The sequence below is a fragment of the Arthrobacter sp. NPDC093139 genome (assembly GCF_044754165.1).
In the GTDB taxonomy this organism is placed as follows: Bacteria; Actinomycetota; Actinomycetes; order Actinomycetales; family Micrococcaceae; genus Arthrobacter.
On record NZ_JBIVOO010000005.1, the window covers coordinates 140,769 to 161,950 of the forward strand.

Below are 21,182 nucleotides of genomic sequence, written 5' to 3' on the forward strand. Positions count from 1 at the left end.
CCGGCCCTCTCGCCCACGCTCAAGGAGCACATCATGGCGATCTGCGACACCTGCGGGAACGATTACGACAAAGCCTTCACCATCAGCAAGGGCGACCTGTCCGCAACCTTCGATAGTTTTGAATGTGCCATCCACGCCATGGCACCAACCTGCGACCACTGCGGTTGCAGGATACTCGGGCACGGCATTGAGAGCGCAGAGGCAATGTACTGCTGTGCAAACTGCGCCCGGCAGTCGGGCGAGGCCGAAGTGGCGGACCGGATCTAGGCGAACCGGGGTACGACGGTTACTAATCCGACGTTGCGCATGGCTTGATGCACAGCTTGTTCCAGGCTGTCGGTGAGTTGTGCCAATTGCCCCAGCGGCTCTGCCCCGGTGAGCGGTACGGAGATTTCCACGTGGAGCCGGTGCCCGGACCAGCGCAGTCGGGATGAGGTTCCTTCCGGGGCCACGTTTTCCACCAAGGCGGTGAGCTGGTCAGTGAGGGCGGGGTCGACGCCGTCCATGAGTCGGCGGCCGATGTCCCTGACGGTTCCCCAGAGAAGCACAGCGATCGCTGCGGAGATCAGCAGCCCCACGATGGGGTCGGCGAGGGGGAAACCGAGCCAGATGCCAATGACGCCGCCGACGACGGCTAGAGAGGTAAATCCGTCGGTACGGGCGTGGATGCCGTCTGCGACCAGCGCGGCAGAGCCGATCTTCCGGCCGACGCGTATGCGGTAGATGGCGACGAGCTCATTTCCCGCGAAGCCGACGATCCCGGCCACCAGCACCCAGCCGAGGTTCTGGACGGGCTGCGGTTCGAAGAAGCGGCGGATGGATTCAACAGCTGCCACGACCGCGGACAGGGCGATCATCGCGACGATGAACAGACCGGCCAGGTCCTCGGCCCGGCCGAAGCCGTAGGTGTAGGTGCGGGTGGTTGCCCGGCGTCCGAGCAGGAAGGCAATCCACAGCGGAACCGCAGTCAGCGCATCCGAGAAGTTGTGGACGGTGTCGGCCAGCAATGCCACCGAGCCGCTGGCCAGGACAATGACCAGCTGGAACATTGACGTGGCGCCGAGCCCCAGGAGGGAGAACTTCACGGCGCGTACGCCTTGGGAGCTCGCCTCCATGGCTGTATCGATCGAGTCGGCAGCGTCGTGGGAATGCGGCACGAACAGTTCCTGCAACCACCCTTTGAAGCCTGTGGCGTGGACGTGCCCCTGGGGCCCGTGTCCGTGTGCATGCGTGTGCACGTCGTGCCCGCTTTGCGGCATGTGCTGGCTCATTCCTCAACCTCGGCTGGGATGTCGTGCGGCACGGAGCTGTGGTGCGCGGTGCCGTGATGGGGTGCGGTGCCAAGGGCATGTTCGGCCTGATGGATGGCAACGGCGACGAGTTGCCAGGCATGGCCATCCTGCAGCCTGTAGTAGACCTTGGTTCCCTCCTGACGGGTGGCGACCATGCGCGCGAGCCGCATTTTAGCCAGGTGCTGGGAGACGGCGGCGGCGGACTTCCCGGCTATTTCGGCGAGGGCATTAACGGGCAGCTCCCCGTGGCGAAGCGCCAGAATCAGCCTCACCCTGGTGGCGTCGGCCAGCATCGCGAAGACCTCCACGGCCAGCTCCACGTACTGGCTGTCTGGCGTCAGCGTACAAGCACCAGTATCTGCATTCATACGCAGATACTTTCACACCGGACGGAGCCATTCAACCACGCAACAAGGCCCGCGGGCAGCCAGCCTTACGATGTCCGTTTCTGCCGCCCAAGGTTTTTTCCAAGGTCCCCGCGCTAACCTTCGCCCATGCATGGGGATTGAATCCAGGCGGAGGCGAAGATGTCTCGACTTGTGTCCGCGGTTGCGGTCGCATCCCTGCTGCTAGGAGCATCGGTGGCGTGGAGCTTGACCGATTCGCAAATGGTTGCCCCGTACGAGTCCCCGAGTGCGAACGGAAGACACCAGCACATCCCGGCAGTGCTGCCGGCCGCGGCCGTGGAGCCGGCCCCCGATCCGTTGCAGCGTGCAGGCTGGACGGTGTCAGCCAGCGACGAGGAGGATTCCGGCGGGAGCGGCCGGGCCGCCAACGTCCTTGACGGGGACCCCGCCACATCCTGGCACAGCAGGAAGACCACGCCTGCTGCCCCTTTGCCGCATACCCTGACGATCGACACGAAAACAACCCAAACCATCTCGGGGTTCCGCTACCTCCCTTCCAGCGATGAGTACGGGCGAATTGGCAGCTTCGAGATCCGCGTCAGCACCGACGGCAGCACCGCGTGGGGCAACCCGGTGGCCCGCGGCACTTGGGCGGACACCGATGACGAGAAAAGCGTGACGTTCGCAGCGGTAACAGCCCGCTATGTCCAGCTGCGCGCCGTCAGCGAGGCCGGCAGCCGCGGGCCATGGAGCCACGCAGCGGAGATCAACCTCGTCGGCCAGACCAGCGGGAACCTGACAATACAGGCGGTGGCGAGCGGGTCAGCGGGATCCTGGGGCCCGACGATCAACTTCCCGATTGTCCCGGCCGCGGCGGCGCTGCTCCCAGGCAACAAGCTGTTAACCTGGGCCGCCTACTCCCCCACCACATACGGCGGCAGCACAGGACTCACCCAGACGTCCACCCTGAATCTCACCACCGGTGCGGTGCGCCAGGCCGAGGTGGCCAACACCGCCCACGACATGTTCTGCTCCGGGACCTCGATGCTGCCCGACGGGCGGATCATGGTCAGCGGCGGCAGCAACAGCACCAAAACCACGCTCTACAATCCGGGAACGAACACCTGGACTGCAGGGCCGGTCATGAAGACCGCCCGCGGGTACCAGTCCAACGTGACCACGTCCACCGGTGAGGTGTTCACCCTCGGCGGGTCATGGTCCGGCGGCATCGGCAACAAGCACGGCGAGGTATGGTCCGCCGCCGGCGGCTGGCGGACACTGCCGGTCGTGCTGGTCGACAACATCCTGACTAAAGATCCCGCAGGCGAATTCCGGTCCGACAACCATGCCTGGCTGTTCGCCGCCCCTGGCGGCCGGGTGTTCCACGCCGGACCGAGCAGCCAGATGAACTGGATCTCCACCACAGGCAATGGCAGCATCAGCTCCGCCGGTCTGCGCTCTGACAGCGCGGACGCGATGAACGGCAACGCCGTGATGTTCGACGTCGGCAAAATTCTCACTGTGGGCGGGGCACCCGCCTACTCGAACGCTCCTGCCACGGCACGGGCCTACACCATCGACATCAATAACGGAGTCACCGCGGCCCGGACCGCAGATATGGCCGTCAGCCGGTCGTTCGCCAACGGAGTCGCACTGCCCGACGGCCAAGTGCTCGTCGTCGGCGGTCAGGCCACTCCTGTTCCCGCCACCGACGTTGGCGCCAGGATGGCTCCGGAGCTCTGGAACCCGAAAACCGGACGGTGGACTACCCTGGCACCGATGGCTATTCCGCGGACGTATCACAGCGTCGCCGTGCTGCTCCCGGATGCCCGGGTGTTCGTCGGCGGCGGCGGGCTGTGCGGCACCTGCACCACCAATCATCTCGACGGAGAGATTTTCACGCCACCCTACCTGCTGAACGCAGACGGCAGTGCGCGTACTCGGCCGCGGATTGTGACCGCGCCAACCGCCGCCGCACCCGGCAGCATCATTGCGGTAACGACCGAAGCGCCGACCACCACGTTCTCCCTGATGCGGATGAGCACGGTGACCCACACCGTGAACACCGACCAGCGGCGGATCCCACTGACCGCGACTGCCATCTCAGGCAACACCGCATCGCTGAAGCTGCCGCTCGACCCCGGCGTGCTGGTGCCGGGCAACTATCTGCTCTTTGCACTGGACCCCAACGGGGTACCGAGCGTCGCCACAACCATCAAGGTCGGCGCCCCATCGGCCCCCGCTCCAATCCGCCCGAGCATCGGCAGCGCCGCTGACATTGTGGCGGCCGGGCCGGACGGCGTGCTGTGGAACTACCCGGCCACAGGCCAGGGCCGCTTCCAGCCCCGGGAAAGGATCGGCGGCGGGTGGGCTGGCCTGGCCAAGGGGTTCGTGTCCGACTGGAACAATGACGGCGTCTTCGACATCATCGCGCAATGGAAGGACGGGCGGCTGACCTACCTCTCCGGAAAGCAGGCCGGAGGATTCGCTGCGGCCCAGTCCCTCGGCGGAGGATGGGGCCCTTACCACGTGACGGTCGGCCGCTGGCGGACAGCGGACAAGTACCCGGGCGTCCTTGCCTACGACGCGGCCGGAACTCTCTATTACTACGGCAACAGCGCAGGAAAGGCCCTGTCGCCGCGCACCAAAATCGGAACCGGCTGGCGCGGCCTCTACCTCACCATGGTGGACTTCGATCAGGACGGAAAACAGGACATCCTGGCCAAACGCAGCGACGGCAAACTGTTGCTTTACCGCTCCAACGGAACCGGCGGCTTCGTCAGCGAAACCAGGCGCGTGGTAGGCGCCGGGTGGAACACCGTCAACAGCATCACCAAAGTGTCGGCATTCACCAGCGGAAGCCACGGAGTCATCGGCCGGCTGACCGACGGCAGGCTCGCCCACTACCCCTTCAGCAAGGGGACCTGGGGTACACGGACCATCGTCAGCTCAGGCTGGGGCGGCTACAACATCCTCCGGTAACCCCCGAGGCAGCCAGCAGTAAGGCGACAGAGCCCGGGACGGCTTCCCTGCCCGCCGCCGTCGCCTCGGCAAACTGTCCGGTACAGCTGGCGTACCGGCTGTCGGCAGCACAGACTCTAAACCGGAAGCCCGCAAGGGCCTCCTGCAACGACCTCAGGAGAACCCCGACCGCCCCGAAAAGGCACTACTGGCTCACCTGAAAGACGGCGAAGGACAATAAGCCGGCGACCCTGAGACACTACGCATCCTCGAACTACCCTGACAACCCCACGGATCCCCCCCAATCAGGGGGTCAGCCCAACAGCCTGCACCGCCGTGTCTGGATCTCCGCCGCTGCCCTGCTGATCGCTGCTGCCAAGGCAGCCCCCCCGATCTCTGGCCGCTGTGCAGGTAGGGGCTTCCGGAGCTGCCCGGCCGGGCCGCTGCCCCCGATTTCACCGAGCCGGGCGCCGGTTTCCGTACTGCAAATCCGATGAAGCTCTTTGAATTTTGCGCACATCGCCTTGCAATTAGTCGCGGCCTGCTGCACCTTCCGTATCGTCGTCGGTGCGGCCCGCAGCGGCATCATGGTCCTCTGGATGATCGTTAGGTTGGCTGGTGGCGATGTCGCCCTGGTGCGCGGTTCCGCCCTCTCCATAGTCACCCTCGGCGTATTCACCACCTCCCCTTGCGGCAGCGCCAGTGTCGACCGTTCCGGCCTCTCCATAGTCACCCTCGGCGTATTCATCACCTCCCCTTGCGGCAGCGCCAGTCTCGACCGTTCCGGCCTCTCCATAGTCACCCTCGGCGTATTGCCCGGTCTCACCCTCCACTGCAGGATTCGGTGTGCTGATGTGGCGTTTCCGGGCATCGGCATTGTTGTTCTCCGTCATCGGGGATCCTTTCTGGAAGCAGTGCGCCCGAGTAGCGTGCGTGGAATTTTATCCATGATTAGGGCCTAGCGACAGTGCTCATTGGCTGGGGACGAAAGCCCTGAAGAGGTTCAGCGCCGAACGACCGCTTGCGATGGCAAAACGGCGCCAACGTTCCTCCCTCTGGGAGAGTGGCTCAGCTATGGTCCCTGAGAAAAGTCCTCGGGAGAGACCTTGGTTGCCTTGAACTTCGGATGAGCGCGGACAGTTCTGTGGCATGCAAAAACTGCCAGGGGCACCCCCCAAAGGTGGTGCCCCTGGCAGTTAGCAGTTATGTCTCAGCCTGACGGTGTATCAGTTCTGTTTACCGGAAGATGTTGTAGGACCCCCAGCCGCCGCCCTCGAGGGTACGGGTGCCCCAGATGCCGTTAAGGATGGGGTAGTAGGCAAGCTGGCCGTCAGTGAACCTAGCCATCAGCCCGTAGGTGCCCGCGCCTTGGAAGCCTGCGAGGGTGGTGATGCTGTTGACGTTGCTCCAGCCCCTGCCGATCACGGGGTGCGTGCCGGGCTGGAAAGTTCCTACGCCGGTTGACCGGTACAGCACCAGGCTGCCGTCGCTGCGCTTGGCCAGGATGTCCTGGGCGGTGTCCCGGTCGTAGTCGGCCATGGTGAGGTAAAGCCCGCCCCAGCCGCCACCGAGCCTGCTGCGGCTACCCAGCGTCCTTCCGTTGGTGTTGGGATAGTGCCAGAGAACACCCGCCGCGTCAAGGGCCACCAGGCCGGGGTATGCGTCGGCCTTGCGCCAGCGGCCCACCGTCACCTGGTAGCTGCTCCAACCGGAGCCAATGACCTGCCCTGGGGCGAATCCTCCTGCTGCATTTCCCTGGTAGTAGCTCATGCGGCCGTCTGTCCATTGGGCGATCACGTCAAACACGCCGTCCTGGTTCCAATCCGTGACGAATCCGTTCTTCAGCCCGCTCCAGCCGGAGCCGATCCTCACGCGGGGCAGGAATCCGCCCTCGCCGTTGGCCGGGTAGTTCCAGAGCACCGCGTCGGATCCTGCGGCCAGGATGTCAGCCGCTCCCCTGATGGAGGGGCTGTTGGCCGGGCCGACGTTGATCGTCGTGGTGCTCGACGTTGAGCCTGTTTCGTTGGTGGCGGTCAGCGTCGCCGTGTAGGTCCCGGCCGCGGTGTAGATGTGGGAGGGGTTCTGCGCGGTTGCCGTTTCACCGTCACCGAAATCCCACGCCCACGACGTCGGCGAGCCGGTGGAGGTGTCCACGAAGTTCACCGTCAGCGGTGCCGTGCCGGACGCCGGCGAGGCGGTGAAGGACGCCACCGGAGCCGTGGGATCTGGTGGGGTGCCCAGGCTGCGGTCCGAGAACCAATAGCGCTTGGCAACGTGGTCGCTGGCCATCACAACCAGGCCGGTCTCAGCATTCACGCTCTGCTTGGTGCTGGTCACATCGTTTATGTTGGCGGACGCTTCGTCTTCAATGACCACCGTGCCGCGGCCGGCCTCGAAGACAGGGTTGTCCATCGAGGCGGTTTTTTCGTAGATGCTGCCGGCCACACCGGAGAAGGCGCAGCCGCTGACGGAGGTCGAGGGCGCGGTGTAAAGGGCGCGGATCAGGTTGTTGGCGGCGTCGAGCATAATCTGCGGACGGGAGACACAATCCGCGGCCTTGGTAATCGTCGTCTGCTCAAAGGAACCCGTGCCGGGCTTGAACACCACCAGCAGCAGCTGGGGCAGATTCGGGTCGTGCAAGCCTTCGTCGACGGCGGTCTTCACTACTGCGAACACCCGTCCGGCTGGGTCGGCCTGCAGCGATTTGATGTTCAGGTGATCATTGACCATCTTGTCTCCCTTGATGGCTTCCTTCACCTGCCACGATGTGGCCGCCACTGGATCCTCGCCGTCCTTGTGAGTGGCCCAGTACGCCGTTCCGGTGGCCTGGTCGGTCCACATGACCCCGATTTCGTCGCCCTTGAAGGCCACGATGGCCGAGAGGTCATCCGGCGTCGGGTTGGGGTCCGCGGCGGGCACGACGAACGGCGTCCCCCACCCGGTGCCGCCAGGCAGGGACTTGTTGACATAGACGGTGCTGCTGGTGGCGGACGTCTGCGTCCAGGTGGCCCAGATCGCGCCGGCGGAGTCCTGGGCAATGGTCAGCGTCTCGCTGCTGCTGCCCGAGATGACGGTGGGGAAACCAGTGTCCAGCGTGTAGGCGCCGCCGGAATAGCTGTAGCGGTACAACCGGGCCTGGGCTGTCACGGAGCTACCTGTCGTCACGTAATTGGAGGCGATGTACAGCTTGCTGCCGTCCCACAACGTGTCCGACGACGTCGTCCCCCGGCTGTCGCTCCGGACCCCGGTGTCCACCCAGGTGGCTGCTTCCCGGTCCAGCCGGTAGATGCTCCAGCCGCTGCCGGTGGTCCACATGTTCGCCCACCAGGAACCGTCGTTCCACCACAACTTGCTCTGGGGTTTATCGGACGTCGGAGGGTTATTGACCCCCGAATAGGTGATGCTCGGCGTTCCGACGGTGGCCGCCTGGGCGGCGGTGGAGGTACCCACCAGGCCCCCCGCGACAACAATGGACAGGGCGACCAATTGACTCAGTCGGCGGAGGGTCTTCTTCATCTTGCTCGGCGTTTCTGTTGGGGCGGTGACACGTATGTGTTCATCCGGATCGGGCAGCGCCTGATCCAGGATCCGCGTGGGCCCATCCACCTCGTGGCCGGGGCCCACGTGAACTGCGATAGCAATTCATGGTGCACCGGCAAACTCTTGAAAACCTTGGAGAAAATACCGCTGCAGGCAATGCCCCACCGGTGTTGGGGGTTTGTGGTTTGCCCTGACAGTAACTAGGCGTGTTTAGCCCGTCCTCACCGGACGATCCCGTCCCTACCGGAAGATGTAGTACGGCCCCCAGCCGCCGCCCTCCAGGGTGCGGGTTCCCCAGGTGCCGTTACTGATGGGATAGTACGCAAGCTGGCCGTCGGTGAACCGGGCCATCAGCCCGTACGTGCCGGCGCCCTGGAAGCCTGCGACCGTAGTGATGCTGTTGATGCTGTTCCAGCCGCCACCGATTACGGGGTGCGTGCCGGGCTGGAAATTTCCTACGCCGGTTGAGCGGTACAGCACCAGGACGCCGTCGCTGCGCTTGGCCAGGATGTCCTGGGCGCTGTCCTGGTCGTAGTCGGCCATGGTGAGGTAAAGCCCGCTCCAGCCGCCACCGAGTCTGGTGCGGGTTCCCAGCGTCCTTCCGTTGGTGTTGGGATAGTGCCAGAGAACACCCGCCGCGTCATAGGCCACCACGCCGGGGTATGTATCAGCCTTGCGCCAGCGGCCCACGGTCACCTGGTAGCTGCTCCAGCCGGAGCCGATGACCTGCCCCGCGGCGAATCCTCCTGTTGCGCTTCCCTGGTAGTAGCTCATGCGGCCGTCGTCCCACTGCGCGATCAGGTCAAACACGCCGTCCTGGTTCCAGTCCGTGACGAATCCGTCCTTCAGCCCGTTCCAGCCGGAGCCGATCCTCACGCGGGGCAGGAATCCGCCCTGACCGTTGGCCGGGTAGTTCCAGAGCACCCCGTCGGGTCCCGCGGTCAGGGTGTCAGCTGCTCCCCTGATGGAGGCATCAGCCGGCGTGTGCGGCGGGCCGTCGTCGGCAGGGCTGACGGTGATCGTCGTCGTGGCCGTTGACGACCCGGCTTCGTTGGTGGCGGTCAGCGTCGCCGTGTAGGTCCCGGCCGCCGTGTAGGTGTGGGACGGGTGCTGCGCGGTTGCCGTTTCCCCGTCACCGAAATCCCACGCCCAGGACGTCGTATCCGAGGTGGAGGAGTCCGTGAACTCCACCGTCAGGGGAGCCGTGCCCGAGATCGGAGTGGCGGTAAACGAGGCGACCGGCGCCGTCTCCTCGGGCGGGTCCACCGTGCCGAGGCTGCGGTCCGAGAACCAGTAGCGCTTGGCAACGTGGTCGGTGGCCATGACAACCAGGCCGGTGGTGGCATTCACGTTCTGCTTGGTGCTGGTTACGTCGTTCATGTTGGGTGACGTGGCGTCCTCGATGATCGGGGTGCCGCGCCCGTTCTCGAACACGGGGTTGTCCATCGAGGCCGTTTTCTCGTAGATGCTGCCGGCGACCCCGGTGAAGACGCAGCCGCTGACCGACGTGGAGGGCGCGGTGTGGAACGCACGGACCAGGTTGTTCTGGGTATCGAGCATGATCTGCGGACGGGAAACACAGTCACCGGTCCGGGCAATCGTCGTCTGCTCAAAGGAGCCGGTGGCGGGTTTGAAGACCACCAGCACCAGCTGGGCCAGGTTCGGGTCGGACGAGCCGTCATTGAAACTGGTCTTCACGGCCGCGTAGACCCGGCCGGTGGGGTCGGCCTGCAGCGTCTTGATGTTCAGGTGGTCATCAACCAGCTTGTTGCCCTTGATGGCTTCCGTTACCTTCCACGATGCGGCGTCCCGCGGGCTTTCGTCATCCTCGTGGGTGGCCCAGTACGCGGTCCCGGTGGCCTGGTCGGTCCACATGATCCCGATTTCATCGCCTTTGAACGCGACGATGGCCGAGAGGTCATCCGGCGTCGGATTCGGATCAGCCGCGCCGGGCACGACGAACGGTGTCCCCCAGTCCGCGCCGCCGGGGGCAGAGCTGTTGACGAAGACCGTGTTGGTGGCGCCGGACACCTGCGTCCACGTGGCCCAGATCACGCCGGTGGAATCCTGGGCAATAGTCAGTGTCTCGCTGCTGTTGTTCGAGATGGTCTCGGGGAACCCGCTGTCCAGCGTGTAGGTCCCGTCCGAGTAGCTGTAGCGGTACAGGCGGGAGGACTGTCCGGCCGAAGAATTGCCGGCGGTCACCACGTTGGAGGCGATGTACAGGTGGGTTCCATCCCACAGCGTGTCCGAGGACGTAGTGCCCCGGCTGTCGCTCCGGACTCCAGTGTCCACCCACGTGGCCGTGTCCCGGTCCAGCCGGTAAATGCTCCAGCCGCCGCCGGTGGTCCACATATTCGCCCACCAGGAGCCATCGTTCCACCACAGCTTGCTCTGAGGCTTATCAGCCGTGGGAGGGTTGCTCACCCCGGCATAGGTGATGCTGGGTGTACCGACGGTGGCCGCCTGCGCTGGCTCAGAAATGCCTACCAATCCGCCGGCGACGGCGACGGACAGGACGACCAGTTGGCTTAGCCGGCGGAGGAACTTCTGCATCTTGGTGGCCGTTTCGGTTGAACTGCAGTGGCCATCCATGGTGTATCGGCGAACTCAGGAAAACCTTGGAGAAAAACTGCACCATCAATAACCCCCACCCGGTGATGGGGGTCGTTGCAGTCAGTGCCTAAGCCTGTTTGACTCCGTCCTCGTATTCCGCCTCCGGAGGGACCGCTTCGCCCGCTCGCGGCGTCCCCGGCGTTTGCGGCTGACGCCGCGACAGATTCACAGCAGGCAGCACCGGCACAGCGGCCGGCCTCTTCGGTCGCAGCACATCGGGCCGCCCATATATCCTCCGGATAATCGGCGGCTTTTCCTGCAGCCGCCGCAGCATCCACGGCAGGAAGTAGGTCCTCGCCCAGACCAGGTCACCGGCTCCTGCCTGCCGCCAGCTCCTCTCCGGCAGCTCCCGTGGCTCCAAGGGCTGGAGGGTGTGGGGCACGTTCAGGGTGTCCAGCACCATCATGGCGATGGTGTGGTGCCCCAGTGGCGAGAAATGCAGCCGGTCCGGGTCCCACATTTGCGGATCCCTCAGTTCGCGCAGGGCCCACAGGTCGGCAACGATGCAGTGGTGCCGGTAGGCGATGGCGCGAATGTTCTCGTTGAAGATCGCCACCTTGGCACGGTTCCTGCCGAGCACTGGCGTGTGCCACCAGTCCGGTCCGGTGAAGAGCACGATGGTGGCTCCGGTAGTGCTCAGGCGTTCGACGCCGGCATCGAGCCTCGCGGCGAGTTTGTCCGGGTTGCTGTTGTGGAACACCATGTCGTTCCCGCCCGCGGACAGGGTTATCAGGTCCGGTTTCAGGGCCAGCGCCGGCTCCGTCTGCCGGTCCAGGATCTCCTGGAGGAGCAGTCCGCGCACGGCCAGATTGGCGTACGAGAAATCTTCGCGGCCCGCGCTGAGCTCTTCAGCTACGCGGTCCGCCCAGCCGCGCAGTCCATTCGGGCTGCGTTCTTCGGGGTCGCCCACGCCTTCGGTGAACGAGTCTCCCATGGCTACGTACCGGCTCCAGGGGTGCGGAGCCTGTCCCTTGCCGGAACCGCCAGGGGTAAAGCGGCCGACGGCGTCCATCGCCTATTCCTTTCACTCGCCGCCCGCAGGCCCCCCAGCAGCTTGGGGCGTTACTGAGATAACGCTTTCCCTTGCGCCGGAATTCCGAAAAATCGGGAGAAATTTCCCACGGCCGTTGCTGGTGTGAACAGTGCTCCGAAGGTGACAAGAGTGGCGCAAGAGTACTTAATTGAGTCATGCCTTCCCCCGAGCTCCGCCGAGCCGTAGTAATTGAGGACGATTCGGACATCCGCGGCCTGCTGGTCCGCATCCTCACGAAACAGGGCTTTGAGGTAACCGGGACAGCTGACGGCCTGGCCGGGATCGCGGCCGTCCGTGCCACGAGGCCCGATCTCGTGACGCTCGACCTCAACCTCCCCGACCTGGACGGTCTTGAGGTCTGCAGCAAGCTGCGCGAATTCTCCGAAGCCTTCATCATCATGCTCACCGCCCGCGTGGATGAGCCGGACAAGCTGACCGGCCTGGACAACGGAGCGGATGACTACATCAACAAACCGTTCAGCCCCCGGGAATTCCAGTCACGCGTCAACGCCCTGTTCCGCCGCGCCCGCCCCTCTGCCGCGGATGCAGGGGCGCAGGATGACCTGATCCACGCCGGGCGGGTCCAGCAAAGCCTGCTGCCCACAGAAAAAGTCCAGCTGGACGGCTACGAGGTAGCCGGCGTCTTCCGCCCGTCCCGAAGCGTGGGCGGCGACTTCTACGACTGGTACCAGACACCTGGCGGCCTGCACCTGACCTTCGCCGATGCCATGGGCAAAGGGATGGGCGCAGCACTGATCGCGGCCACCACTCGGGCGGTGATGCGCTCCGTGCGCTACGTGCCCGATCTGGATGCAGCGTTCAGCGCCGCCAGCACGTCGATCGCCGCAGACTTGGACGGCTCAGGTTCCTTTGTCACGCTGTTCCACGCGCGCCTGGACGCCGCGTCCGGCAGGGTCGGCTATGTGGATGCCGGCCACGGCCTGGCCCTTCACGTCGGGACCGGCGGGACGGCCGTGCGACTGCCTTCGGCAGGCCCGCCCGTCGGGGCGTGGGCGGACACCCAGTGGCGTGAAGCGGAACTGGACCTTAGCCCCGGCGATGCGCTCGTCGTCGTAAGCGACGGCATCCTGGATATCTTTCCCTCCGTGGAGGAATTCACTGCAGCAGTGCTGCGGGTGACACTCACCCAGCCCACCGCCGACGCCGTATGTCACGCACTGCTGGCGCTGGCTCCGGCGGGAACCGCCGAGGATGACGTCACTGCGGTGGTGGTGCGGCGCCTGGCCGGTGGGGACGGTCGGTGACACGATTTTGGACCCGGCTTATCGTCGTCCTGACAATCGTTCTGGGAGTGAACTACATCGCCTGGCGCTGGCTGGCCTCGCTGAACTGGGACGCCTGGTGGATAGCTGTGCCGCTCGTCGCCGCCGAGACGTACAGCCTCATCGACGTGATGCTGTTCGGCATGACCGTGTGGCGGCTGAAGATCCGCAAGGACGCTCCCCCGCCACCTGCCGACGCCACCGTGGACGTCTTCATCACCACCTACAACGAACCGCTGGACCTGGTGATGACCACCGCCCTCGCTGCCCAGCGCATCCGGCACCCGCACAGCACCTGGATCCTCGACGACGGCGCCCGCCCCGAACTGCGGGAGCTGGCCGCGCAGCACGGCCTCGGCTACGTCACCCGCAGCAAGGACTGGAAGGACATGCCCCGGCATGCCAAGGCCGGCAACCTCAACAACGCGCTGATGGTCACCGGGGGTGAGTTCCTGCTGATCCTCGACGCCGACCAGATTCCCGAGCCGGACATCCTCGACAAAACGCTGGGCTACTTCAACAACCCCCGGGTCGCGCTGGTGCAGACCCCGCAGTACTTCAGCAACGTCCCCGCCGACGATCCCCTGGGCAGCCAGGCGCCGCTCTTCTACGGCCCCATCCAACAGGGCAAGGACGGCTGGAACGCTGCCTTCTTCTGCGGCTCCAACGCCATCCTGCGCCGCGAGGCCCTCATGCAGCTGGGACTGGTGGGGTACGTCCAAGAGACGGAAAAGAGTATCCGGCGTGCCCTGGCGGCGTCGCAGTCGGCCGTCCGCAAGGCGCGTAAGTCGGCCGACTCCGAGTCGCCCCTTGTGGCGCAGATGCTCGACGAGGTGGAGGCCGCCACCAGGGAAGCCCGGAGCAGGCTCGACCACGGTGACTCCCTGGCCGAGATCACCTACCGGGTCCGCCGGAAAGTGGACCAGGCCGTCCAGGCGCTTGTCCAGGCTGACGTGGCAGCGCTGCAGGCGGACCTTGATGAAATCGCTGCCATGGAACTTGCCGAGGTGGGTGAGGCAGGCGTGCCCGTGGTGGCGGATGACGCGGTGAAACGCATGTCCGCCCGGGACTGGTCCCCGCTCGGCGCCATCGAATCCGTGCAGGCCGTGCTGGACGCCCTGTCCGTGGAGCGCACCGGCGAGGCCCAGCCGGTCATGCCCCTGGCCACCATCTCCGTCACCGAGGACATGGCTACGGCGATGCGCATGCACGGCCTCGGATGGCAGAGCGTCTACCACCACGAAGTTCTCGCCTATGGCCTCGCCCCGGAGGACCTGGCCACCATGCTGACGCAGCGGCTGCGCTGGGCACAGGGCACCATCCAGGTGATGCTGCGCGAAAACCCGCTGGTGCAGCGCGGCCTCAAATGGGGTCAGCGGCTTATGTACTTCGCCACCATGTGGAGCTATCTGAGCGGCTTCGCCGCCATTGTCTACTTCGCCGCTCCCATCGTCTACCTGCTGCTCGGGGTCCTGCCGGTCACCAGCCTCAGCACCGACTTCTTCATCCGGTTCATCCCGTTCATGGTGGCGAACCAGCTGCTGTTTGCCATCGCCGGCCGCGGCATCCCCACCTGGCGGGGCCAGCAGTACAGCCTTGCGCTGTTCCCCACCTGGATCAAGGCCTGCACGACGGCGGCACGGAACGTCTGGTTCGGACGCCCCCTCGGGTTCGCCGTCACCCCCAAGGACCGCCAGACCGGCGGCCCCAGCTGGAGCCTGATCCGGCCGCAGATCGTGGTGTCCGTCCTCCTGGTGGTTGCGGCAGCAGGGGGCATCGCACGCCTTGCCGCCGGCCTGTCCGAACCCATCGGCACGCTGGTGAACATGGTCTGGGTGGTGTACGACATCGTGGTGATGAGCATCCTGGTGCGCGCCGTCCTGTACAAAGGATTTGAGCCGCCGGACGCCGTTCCAGCAGAGGGTTTGACAGACGAGAGGAAGTCCAGTGGAACTTAGCTATGAGGTCAAGGACTCATACGCCGAAATCAGGGCCTCCGGCCGGCTGAACATGGTCTCGGCGCCGAAGCTGCGCGACTTCGTCGCCGGCGTCGTCGCGTCCGGCTCCAGCCGCATCGTGGTCAACCTTGGGGAGACGCCGTTCATGGATTCCTCCGGCCTTGGCGCGCTTATCGGCTGCCTCAAGGTGGCCCGGCAGGCCGGAGGGGACCTCCGCATCGCCGCCGTCCAGCCCCAGGTGAAGATGGTGCTGGAGCTGACCAGCATGGACCGCGTGCTGACCTCGTACGCCACTGCTGAGGAGGCGTTCGGAGATGACTAGAGTCCGCGCCCGCCGGAGTTTCAGGGACCGTGCCACCCCCGAAGCCATCGAGGCCGTCCACACGGAGCTCGACGGCCTGTGGGAGGATGCGCCGTTCGTTCCGGACATGGACCGCATGACGTTCTCCACCGCAGTTATTGAGGCAGCCTCCAACGTGGTGCAGCATGCCGTCCCGGAAACGCCCACGCCCGTTGAACTGGGCGTGGACATCTGCATCCGGCAGTCGAGCCTGACGGCCACCGTCAGTGCCTTTGGCGCGGCCCAGCCCGACTTCAGCGAAGCGGACGCCGGGATGCCCGGGGCGGACGCCGAGACCGGGCGCGGCCTGGCGCTCATCCGCGCCCTGGTCACCACCGTGACGTTCACCCGCCAGGACGGCACGAACACCTGGGTGCTGTCGAGGGATGCCACGCCGTCCGGGAGGTAGCCGGTGACGGCACGGGATTTGCCCCGCTGGAGAACCTATGCGGCGTGGGTGTCCGGTCCGCTGGCCGTTGTTCTCGGTGTCTCCGCGCATCTTCTGAGCGGTGCCGCGGTTCCAGGTCCCTTGGTTCTTGTGGCGATAGCCGCGTTGTTGAGCATGGCAGCGTCCATGCTCGCCGGCCTTCGCATCCGGGTATGGGTGCTGTTCCTGGCGTCAGGCCTGGTTCAGCAGGTGCTGCACCTGCTGTTTACAGGTTTCGTGGATGCCTCCGGAGACACACCGCCCGGGCACACGCATGGAATGTTTGCCTGGCCGCTGCCCCAACCCCAGCCGGCTCAAACGTCCGGGCATCATGCAATCGAACTCATGTTGCACGCGCATGCTGGGGCGGCACTGCTGACCGTGCTGTTCCTCACCCAGTCAAAGGCCCTGGTATCCCGGCTGCGGCGGAAACGAACCAGGCCGAGTGGCAACAGATAGGAAAGCCCGCCGATGGCTCCTCACCTGTGGGGCTCCTACAAAAATGCTCAGTACCCGTTCTATTTGGGCCAAGCTGGGGCTAGGGTTTGCATTCCTCCATCAGTCCGAAAAGGGCCAGTGGGGAAGCGAGCACTATTCTTCAAGCTCGTTCGCCGCTGACGCTGAGCGGAGCGTAAAGAACCGAACTACCAGTTCTGGCAAGCAGAAGGAGAACGCCATGCAGATCGATAAGAACCAGATCCTCGAGTTCCTCAGGTCCCGGGGAGACAACGACAAAGCCGCCCAGGCCGAGACGGAACTGCCCGACCAGGTCGACACCGACCAGCACGCCGGACTGCTGTCCAACCTCGGCATCAACCCCGCGGACCTGCTGGGCAAGCTTCCGGGCGGGCTCGGGGACAAGCTCGGAGGCCTGGGCCTCTAGACGGGGCACCTAAACCGGGTCCGACATTTCCGGACCCGACACTTCCGAGCCCTGCACTTCCGAGCCGAACACCGGGCCCGGCACTGGCCGCTTGGCCCTGAGCTCCTCCTCCGTCTGGTGCCGGATTCGCTTCAGCACCCACGGGACGAGGTACTTGCGTGCCCAGACCAGGTCCTCGGCGCGGGCATGGCGCCAGCTGCTCTCCGGCATGTCCTTGGGCAGGTAGGGCTGGAGCGTATGCGGGACGTTGAGGGTGTCCAGTACCAGCTTGGCGATGGTGTGGTACCCGAGCGGCGAAAAATGCAGCCGGTCCGGATCCCACATCCGCGGATCGGCGAGCTCCTGCAGCGCCCACAGGTCTGCGATCACGGCGTCGTGCCGGTGCGCGACGGTGCGGATGTTCTCGTTGAAGATGGCGATCTTCGCCCTGTTGTGCCCGATCACGGGCGTCCCGCCCCAGTCCGGCCCGGCGAACAGCACGATCGTGGCCCCCGTGGTGCTCAGCAGCTCGACGCCGGCGTCCAGCCTCACGGCCAACTTGTCCGGGTCGCTGCCCCGGAAGACAAGGTCGTTCCCGCCCCCGGAGAGGGTGATCAGGTCCGGCTGCAGGGCCAGCGCGGGCCCTGCCTGCTGGTCCAGGATCTGGCCGAGCAACAGGCCGCGCACGGCCAGGTTCGCGTAGGCAAAGTCCTCGTGCCCCACGCTGAGCTCCTCGGCCACACGGTCCGCCCAGCCGCGCAGTCCGCCCGGGCTGCGCGGCTCTGGATCGCCCACACCTTCCGTGAACGAGTCCCCCAGCGCCACGTACCTGCTCCACGGGTGCGGGGCACCCTCCGGCTGAGCCGAACCGCGTGTCTCAGTGCCGGCACTCAGGGCGGCGCCGGTTCCGTCGTTGGCCACTGTCAACGGAAGACGTACGACGCCGGTCCGGTCACCCTGGGAGGTGACCGAACCGGCGTCGTACTTTTTGAATGGACGATGCATTGGACTGTCAGGTTTCTGCCTGGGAGGCGTCCTCGAAGTTCACTAGCGATTGCCACTCATCATGGCCCCCGCCTCCCAGAAAAACCTTGGGAAAACCTTGGAGCCGCCCCGCCCTTTCTGGGCAGCTTCCGCTGGGGCGGCGCCGATCCGGTTCCTAGGCCTTGCGCGTGCGCATCAGGGCGGCTATGCCGGCGGCCAGCCCCAGCAGTCCTGCAACCAGGCCTGCCCAGCCGAGCCCGGTGGAGTCGCCGGCGGCAGGAGACGTCGCCGACGCAGGGGTGGTTTCCGCGGCAGGCGTCTCAGCCGCGGCACCATGCGCTCCATGTTCGCCGGCCGGGGCAGTGGTGACGAACATCGGTGCCGGATGCTCGGGCTCTGCCCCGCCGGCAGTTGGCGTCTCGTTCCAGTTCACCACCGTGCCGTCTGTGTAGGCCTGGGCTGCGGGCAGCACTACCGTGGTCCCTGCTTTGGGCAGGCGGCCCACGGAAATGGAGAACGTCTGGTATTCGTGCTGTGAAATCTGGTGGGCTGCGTCCGCCGTCCATGTTACCGACGCGGCAGCCTTGGTGATGGTTGCCCCGTTGGCCGTCACGGGCTTGGGAAGGGCCGCTTCCTTGATCTCGGCCTTCCAGCCGTCCATGGGCTTTACCGACACGGACGTGAAGGGCGTGTCCTTCGGCAGGGTGACGGTCAGCCTGGACGTCTTGGCCGTCTCGGACTCATTGGGAACCCGGAAGGTCAGCTGGGAGAAGCCGCCCTCCGAGGTTGAGTCAGGATCGACGTTCACGTGGGCGGACGCCGCTCCGGCGCCGAGGATGGTCAGGCCTGCTGCAGCGGCGAGAACCGCGGTTGTCTTGAAGGTTCGGAGAGCTGTGGTGTTCATGGTGTATTGCCTTTCGCAGGCGCCGCCCGTTTGCCGGCCCGGCGCGCATGGGTGTGGGAAAGCTGCTTCCCGCGCACCCATCTGCGACGCAGGGAGGGGTCAGCAGGGCAAGGCACGCAGGAGGTCCGCGGCAGGCGGTCCCCGGAGGCTGTGCAGGCGCAGGTTGCGCCATGGAGCAGGGATGAAAACGGGGTTGCGGGCAAAGGTCCGGGGGCCCGCAACCGGGATCACGGCCGGGCGCAGAACGTGGACCAGGGGACGCATCCAGGCAAGGAGCTGCCACAAGGAAGCTTCGCCCCTACGCAGGAACCAGGCCGTGGCGAGAACCGCGAGCGCGTGGCCGATCAGCATGGCCACCGGATCAACGCCGGCTGCCGTGTGGGCGTCCATTCCCGCAGCAGCGGCCGGAAGGCACTCCAGACTTGGCATGCCCCCATGTTGGTGGTGGCTTCCACCGGACACTGGGCTCTGGCACACAGCGCTGACGGACAGCGTGCTGAAGGCATCGTGCAGCACCAACTGGCCGGCGCCGAGCAGTCCGAGCAGCGTAGTGAAGGACAGCTCACGCCGCGTCAGCCAGGCCACGGGGACCAGCACAAGCGCGGCCAGGGCAAAGGCGATCATCGGCGCGGGAAGGGTGCCGCCGCCCGCCACATGGCCCCCGGCAGCCAGCCCCACGGTCAGACCGGTGACGGTCAGGGGGCGCAACAGGCGCAGCGGAGCATGGGGTTTCATCTGCTCCTCCTGTTCCTGGCTACACAACTTCCCGCTACACTGCGTTCCGGCTGGAACCCAAGCTAGGAACCGGAGGATGGAAAAACCCTGCGCGCCGGCTCCCCCGAACCGGGGCCCAAACCTTGGGGCACGCCGGAATCCAGCCGCTGAACGGCTGCCCCGGGCGCCCGTCCAGCATACCTGCCGCCCGGGTTTGAGCCCTTCCTCAGATGCACTTGGAGAACCCTCGAGGCACTCGATCCTGCCCGGCACTCACCGCCTCAGGATTAGCCAAGGATTTCGCAAGGCTTCGTGTGGCCAGCACAGGGTTTACCGAGCATTCGGACAAGTCCGCTCCGGGGTACGGATCCTATTGAGACCATGGACGCGGCCCTCTCTTCTGACGCCGTACCGGGCGTCGGAGGAACCGAACTTGGGCCGGTCCGATATTTTGCCCCGCACCGGGGCAGGTTCACTGATGCTGGGGAGTGTTTGTGGTTAAGAATCGTTTAGTTCGGCTGGTCGTCTCCAGCATTGTCGTGTCGTTGGGAGTGCTGTTTGGCATCGCCGTACCCGCGGAGGCCGGGGGACGGGCGGGGATCACGCTAAGTTCCGACGCCGGTCCGGCCGGAGCCTCTGTCACGGTGACCGGCTCCGGCTTCGGGCGCCAGTCCGCCGGAACACTGACGGCAGGAGCGGCCAGCGTTCCGTTCACCACGAAACCCGACGGCGCTTTCACGGCGGTGGTGACCATTCCCCCAACAACGGCGGCGACCGTGGTCCTAACGGCCAAGGCGGGCAAAGCGACGGCGTCAAAGGCCTATGCCGTCACCTACAGCCCGGCCTCCACTGCTGCAGGCCGGGACAGCGCAGCCCAAACCGATGCAGCCTTTGCCGATGCAACAGTGTCGGGAACGGCTCTGACAACGATGGCAGCCAAGACGCAACCGTCGACCACAACAACCGCGTCCGTATCGACACCGCCCGTCAGCTCCGATCCGCTGCGGTTCGGGGTGTCCACCCCGGGCGGTCCGCTGGCCAGCTCGGAACTGGACGCCGTGGCCGCACTGGTCAACGAAAACCCGTCCATCGTCATGTCGTACAAGGACTTCAGCCAGGCCGCCCCGATCGCGGACCTTAACGCCGTCTACGCCCGGGGTGCCACCAGCCTCATCACGTGGGAGCCCTGGCTCTGGAGCGGAAACGGCGCCAACCAGCCCGCCTACGCCCTGGACCGCATCACCGCCGGAGACTTCGACACCTACATCCAGCAGTGGGGCACCGCCCTGAAGAACTGGGGCAAGCCGGTCATGCTGCGCTTCGCCCACGAAATGAACGGCAACTGGTACCCCTGGGCCGAAGCCGCCAACGGCAACGGCGCCGGCGACTACGCCGCCGCCTGGCGCCACGTGCACGACGTCGTGGCCGCCACCGGCGCGACCAACGTGCAGTGGGTCTGGAGCCCCAACGTCCCGTACTGGGGCTCCACACCCCTGACCGGGCTGTACCCCGGCGCCTCCTATGTCGACGTCGTGTCCCTGGACGGCTACAACTGGGGAACCTCCGCGTCGTGGAGTTCCTGGACCTCCCCGTCGGCCCTGTTCGGCGAGGGACTGACCGCGCTTCGCAGCCTTGCCCCGGGCAAGCCCATCATCATCTCCGAGACGGCCTCAGCAGAGGCCGGAGGGTCCAAGGCCAACTGGAACACCGCCCTGGTCTCGTACCTGGCAGCCCAACCCGATGTCACCGGTTTTGTCTGGTTCCACCACAACAAGGAAGTCGACTGGCGGATCAACAGCTCCAGCAGCTCGGCAAATGCCCTCGCCACGGCCCTGGCGGCCAGGAATAACTGATCCCTTCTGTCCCGCACCCGCCGTCGGCGAAGCTGGCCGGCTGGTGCGGGACAGACCGGATCGTGAGC

18 protein-coding genes are annotated in these 21,182 nt (G+C 65.7%); 9 read left to right on the forward strand and 9 right to left on the reverse strand.

Annotated features, from left to right (window positions below):
- Positions 1 to 33 precede the first annotated feature (33 nt).
- On the forward strand, positions 34 to 267 hold the full coding sequence (locus tag ACIP90_RS10305; protein ID WP_400579146.1) for a hypothetical protein: 234 nt from the start codon (positions 34 to 36) through the stop codon (positions 265 to 267).
- Here the strand turns inward: ACIP90_RS10305 and ACIP90_RS10310 are convergent.
- Positions 264 to 1,271 carry a cation diffusion facilitator family transporter gene (locus tag ACIP90_RS10310; protein WP_400579147.1) on the reverse strand — a complete coding sequence of 336 codons (1,008 nt, stop codon included), beginning with the start codon at positions 1,269 to 1,271 and terminating at the stop codon, positions 264 to 266. The genes ACIP90_RS10305 and ACIP90_RS10310 overlap by 4 nt on opposite strands.
- Positions 1,268 to 1,660 (reverse strand): ArsR/SmtB family transcription factor, encoded by a 393-nt coding sequence (locus tag ACIP90_RS10315; protein ID WP_400579149.1) that lies wholly within the window; start codon positions 1,658 to 1,660, stop codon positions 1,268 to 1,270. Before ACIP90_RS10315 ends, ACIP90_RS10310 begins: the two co-directional genes overlap by 4 nt.
- A 225-nt stretch (positions 1,661 to 1,885) precedes the next feature.
- Between ACIP90_RS10315 and ACIP90_RS10320 the strand changes: the two genes are divergently transcribed.
- A complete protein-coding gene (locus ACIP90_RS10320) occupies positions 1,886 to 4,621 on the forward strand; it encodes a galactose oxidase-like domain-containing protein (protein WP_400579150.1) in 2,736 nt (911 codons plus the stop codon).
- A 509-nt stretch (positions 4,622 to 5,130) separates the two neighbouring features.
- On the opposite strand, the gene ACIP90_RS10325 is transcribed toward ACIP90_RS10320, so the two are convergent.
- The 4 genes from ACIP90_RS10325 to ACIP90_RS10340 form a co-directional block, all read right to left on the reverse strand.
- Positions 5,131 to 5,493, reverse strand: a complete 363-nt coding sequence (locus ACIP90_RS10325) for a hypothetical protein (RefSeq protein ID WP_400579151.1) — start codon at positions 5,491 to 5,493, stop codon at positions 5,131 to 5,133.
- Positions 5,494 to 5,836: 343 nt separating this feature from the next.
- Positions 5,837 to 8,224: a PKD domain-containing protein gene (locus tag ACIP90_RS10330; protein ID WP_400579152.1), complete on the reverse strand. Its 2,388-nt coding sequence runs from the start codon at positions 8,222 to 8,224 to the stop codon at positions 5,837 to 5,839.
- A 156-nt stretch (positions 8,225 to 8,380) separates the two neighbouring features.
- On the reverse strand, positions 8,381 to 10,696 hold the full coding sequence (locus ACIP90_RS10335; protein WP_400579153.1) for a PKD domain-containing protein: 2,316 nt from the start codon (positions 10,694 to 10,696) through the stop codon (positions 8,381 to 8,383).
- A 127-nt stretch (positions 10,697 to 10,823) separates the two neighbouring features.
- Positions 10,824 to 11,768, reverse strand: coding sequence for an SGNH/GDSL hydrolase family protein (locus ACIP90_RS10340; protein ID WP_400579154.1), 945 nt, complete (start codon positions 11,766 to 11,768; stop codon positions 10,824 to 10,826).
- Positions 11,769 to 11,944: 176 nt separating this feature from the next.
- On the opposite strand from ACIP90_RS10340, the gene ACIP90_RS10345 reads away from it, so the two are divergent.
- The 6 genes from ACIP90_RS10345 to ACIP90_RS10370 all read left to right on the forward strand — a co-directional run bounded on the left by ACIP90_RS10345 (position 11,945) and on the right by ACIP90_RS10370 (position 16,680).
- Positions 11,945 to 13,054, forward strand: a complete 1,110-nt coding sequence (locus tag ACIP90_RS10345; protein ID WP_400579156.1) for a PP2C family protein-serine/threonine phosphatase — start codon at positions 11,945 to 11,947, stop codon at positions 13,052 to 13,054.
- Positions 13,051 to 15,030 (forward strand): glycosyltransferase family 2 protein, encoded by a 1,980-nt coding sequence (locus ACIP90_RS10350; RefSeq protein ID WP_400579157.1) that lies wholly within the window; start codon positions 13,051 to 13,053, stop codon positions 15,028 to 15,030. The genes ACIP90_RS10345 and ACIP90_RS10350 overlap by 4 nt, the downstream gene beginning before the upstream one ends.
- Entirely contained in the window at positions 15,020 to 15,352 is a 333-nt protein-coding gene (locus tag ACIP90_RS10355) for an STAS domain-containing protein (protein WP_400579158.1), read from the forward strand. Before ACIP90_RS10350 ends, ACIP90_RS10355 begins: the two co-directional genes overlap by 11 nt.
- A complete protein-coding gene (locus ACIP90_RS10360) occupies positions 15,345 to 15,779 on the forward strand; it encodes an ATP-binding protein (protein ID WP_400579160.1) in 435 nt (144 codons plus the stop codon). Before ACIP90_RS10355 ends, ACIP90_RS10360 begins: the two co-directional genes overlap by 8 nt.
- A gap of 3 nt (positions 15,780 to 15,782) precedes the next feature.
- A complete protein-coding gene (locus ACIP90_RS10365) occupies positions 15,783 to 16,256 on the forward strand; it encodes a hypothetical protein (protein ID WP_400579162.1) in 474 nt (157 codons plus the stop codon).
- Positions 16,257 to 16,473: 217 nt separating this feature from the next.
- On the forward strand, positions 16,474 to 16,680 hold the full coding sequence (locus tag ACIP90_RS10370; protein WP_400579164.1) for a hypothetical protein: 207 nt from the start codon (positions 16,474 to 16,476) through the stop codon (positions 16,678 to 16,680).
- A gap of 9 nt (positions 16,681 to 16,689) precedes the next feature.
- Here ACIP90_RS10370 and ACIP90_RS10375 read toward each other — a convergent pair whose 3' ends face one another.
- From ACIP90_RS10375 to ACIP90_RS10385, 3 genes are all read right to left on the reverse strand, one after another.
- A complete protein-coding gene (locus ACIP90_RS10375) occupies positions 16,690 to 17,664 on the reverse strand; it encodes an SGNH/GDSL hydrolase family protein (RefSeq protein WP_400579166.1) in 975 nt (324 codons plus the stop codon).
- Positions 17,665 to 17,818: 154 nt separating this feature from the next.
- Positions 17,819 to 18,547, reverse strand: coding sequence for a YcnI family protein (locus ACIP90_RS10380; protein ID WP_400579168.1), 729 nt, complete (start codon positions 18,545 to 18,547; stop codon positions 17,819 to 17,821).
- Between the two features lie 99 nt (positions 18,548 to 18,646).
- Positions 18,647 to 19,282, reverse strand: coding sequence for a hypothetical protein (locus tag ACIP90_RS10385; RefSeq protein WP_400579170.1), 636 nt, complete (start codon positions 19,280 to 19,282; stop codon positions 18,647 to 18,649).
- A gap of 473 nt (positions 19,283 to 19,755) precedes the next feature.
- Between ACIP90_RS10385 and ACIP90_RS10390 the strand changes: the two genes are divergently transcribed.
- Complete coding sequence (locus tag ACIP90_RS10390) at positions 19,756 to 21,114, forward strand: glycoside hydrolase family 26 protein (protein WP_400579172.1); 1,359 nt, start codon at positions 19,756 to 19,758, stop codon at positions 21,112 to 21,114.
- Positions 21,115 to 21,182: the final 68 nt, after the last annotated feature.

Coding starts and splice junctions, on each gene's coding strand:
- ACIP90_RS10305 (WP_400579146.1), top strand. CDS start 34: ATGGCGATCTGCGACACCTGCGGGAACGATTACGACAAAGCCTTCACC.
- ACIP90_RS10310 (WP_400579147.1), bottom strand. CDS start 1,271: ATGAGCCAGCACATGCCGCAAAGCGGGCACGACGTGCACACGCATGCA.
- ACIP90_RS10315 (WP_400579149.1), bottom strand. CDS start 1,660: ATGAATGCAGATACTGGTGCTTGTACGCTGACGCCAGACAGCCAGTAC.
- ACIP90_RS10325 (WP_400579151.1), bottom strand. CDS start 5,493: ATGACGGAGAACAACAATGCCGATGCCCGGAAACGCCACATCAGCACA.
- ACIP90_RS10335 (WP_400579153.1), bottom strand. CDS start 10,696: ATGCAGAAGTTCCTCCGCCGGCTAAGCCAACTGGTCGTCCTGTCCGTC.
- ACIP90_RS10340 (WP_400579154.1), bottom strand. CDS start 11,768: ATGGACGCCGTCGGCCGCTTTACCCCTGGCGGTTCCGGCAAGGGACAG.
- ACIP90_RS10345 (WP_400579156.1), top strand. CDS start 11,945: ATGCCTTCCCCCGAGCTCCGCCGAGCCGTAGTAATTGAGGACGATTCG.
- ACIP90_RS10360 (WP_400579160.1), top strand. CDS start 15,345: ATGACTAGAGTCCGCGCCCGCCGGAGTTTCAGGGACCGTGCCACCCCC.
- ACIP90_RS10370 (WP_400579164.1), top strand. CDS start 16,474: ATGCAGATCGATAAGAACCAGATCCTCGAGTTCCTCAGGTCCCGGGGA.
- ACIP90_RS10375 (WP_400579166.1), bottom strand. CDS start 17,664: ATGCATCGTCCATTCAAAAAGTACGACGCCGGTTCGGTCACCTCCCAG.
- ACIP90_RS10380 (WP_400579168.1), bottom strand. CDS start 18,547: ATGAACACCACAGCTCTCCGAACCTTCAAGACAACCGCGGTTCTCGCC.
- ACIP90_RS10385 (WP_400579170.1), bottom strand. CDS start 19,282: ATGAAACCCCATGCTCCGCTGCGCCTGTTGCGCCCCCTGACCGTCACC.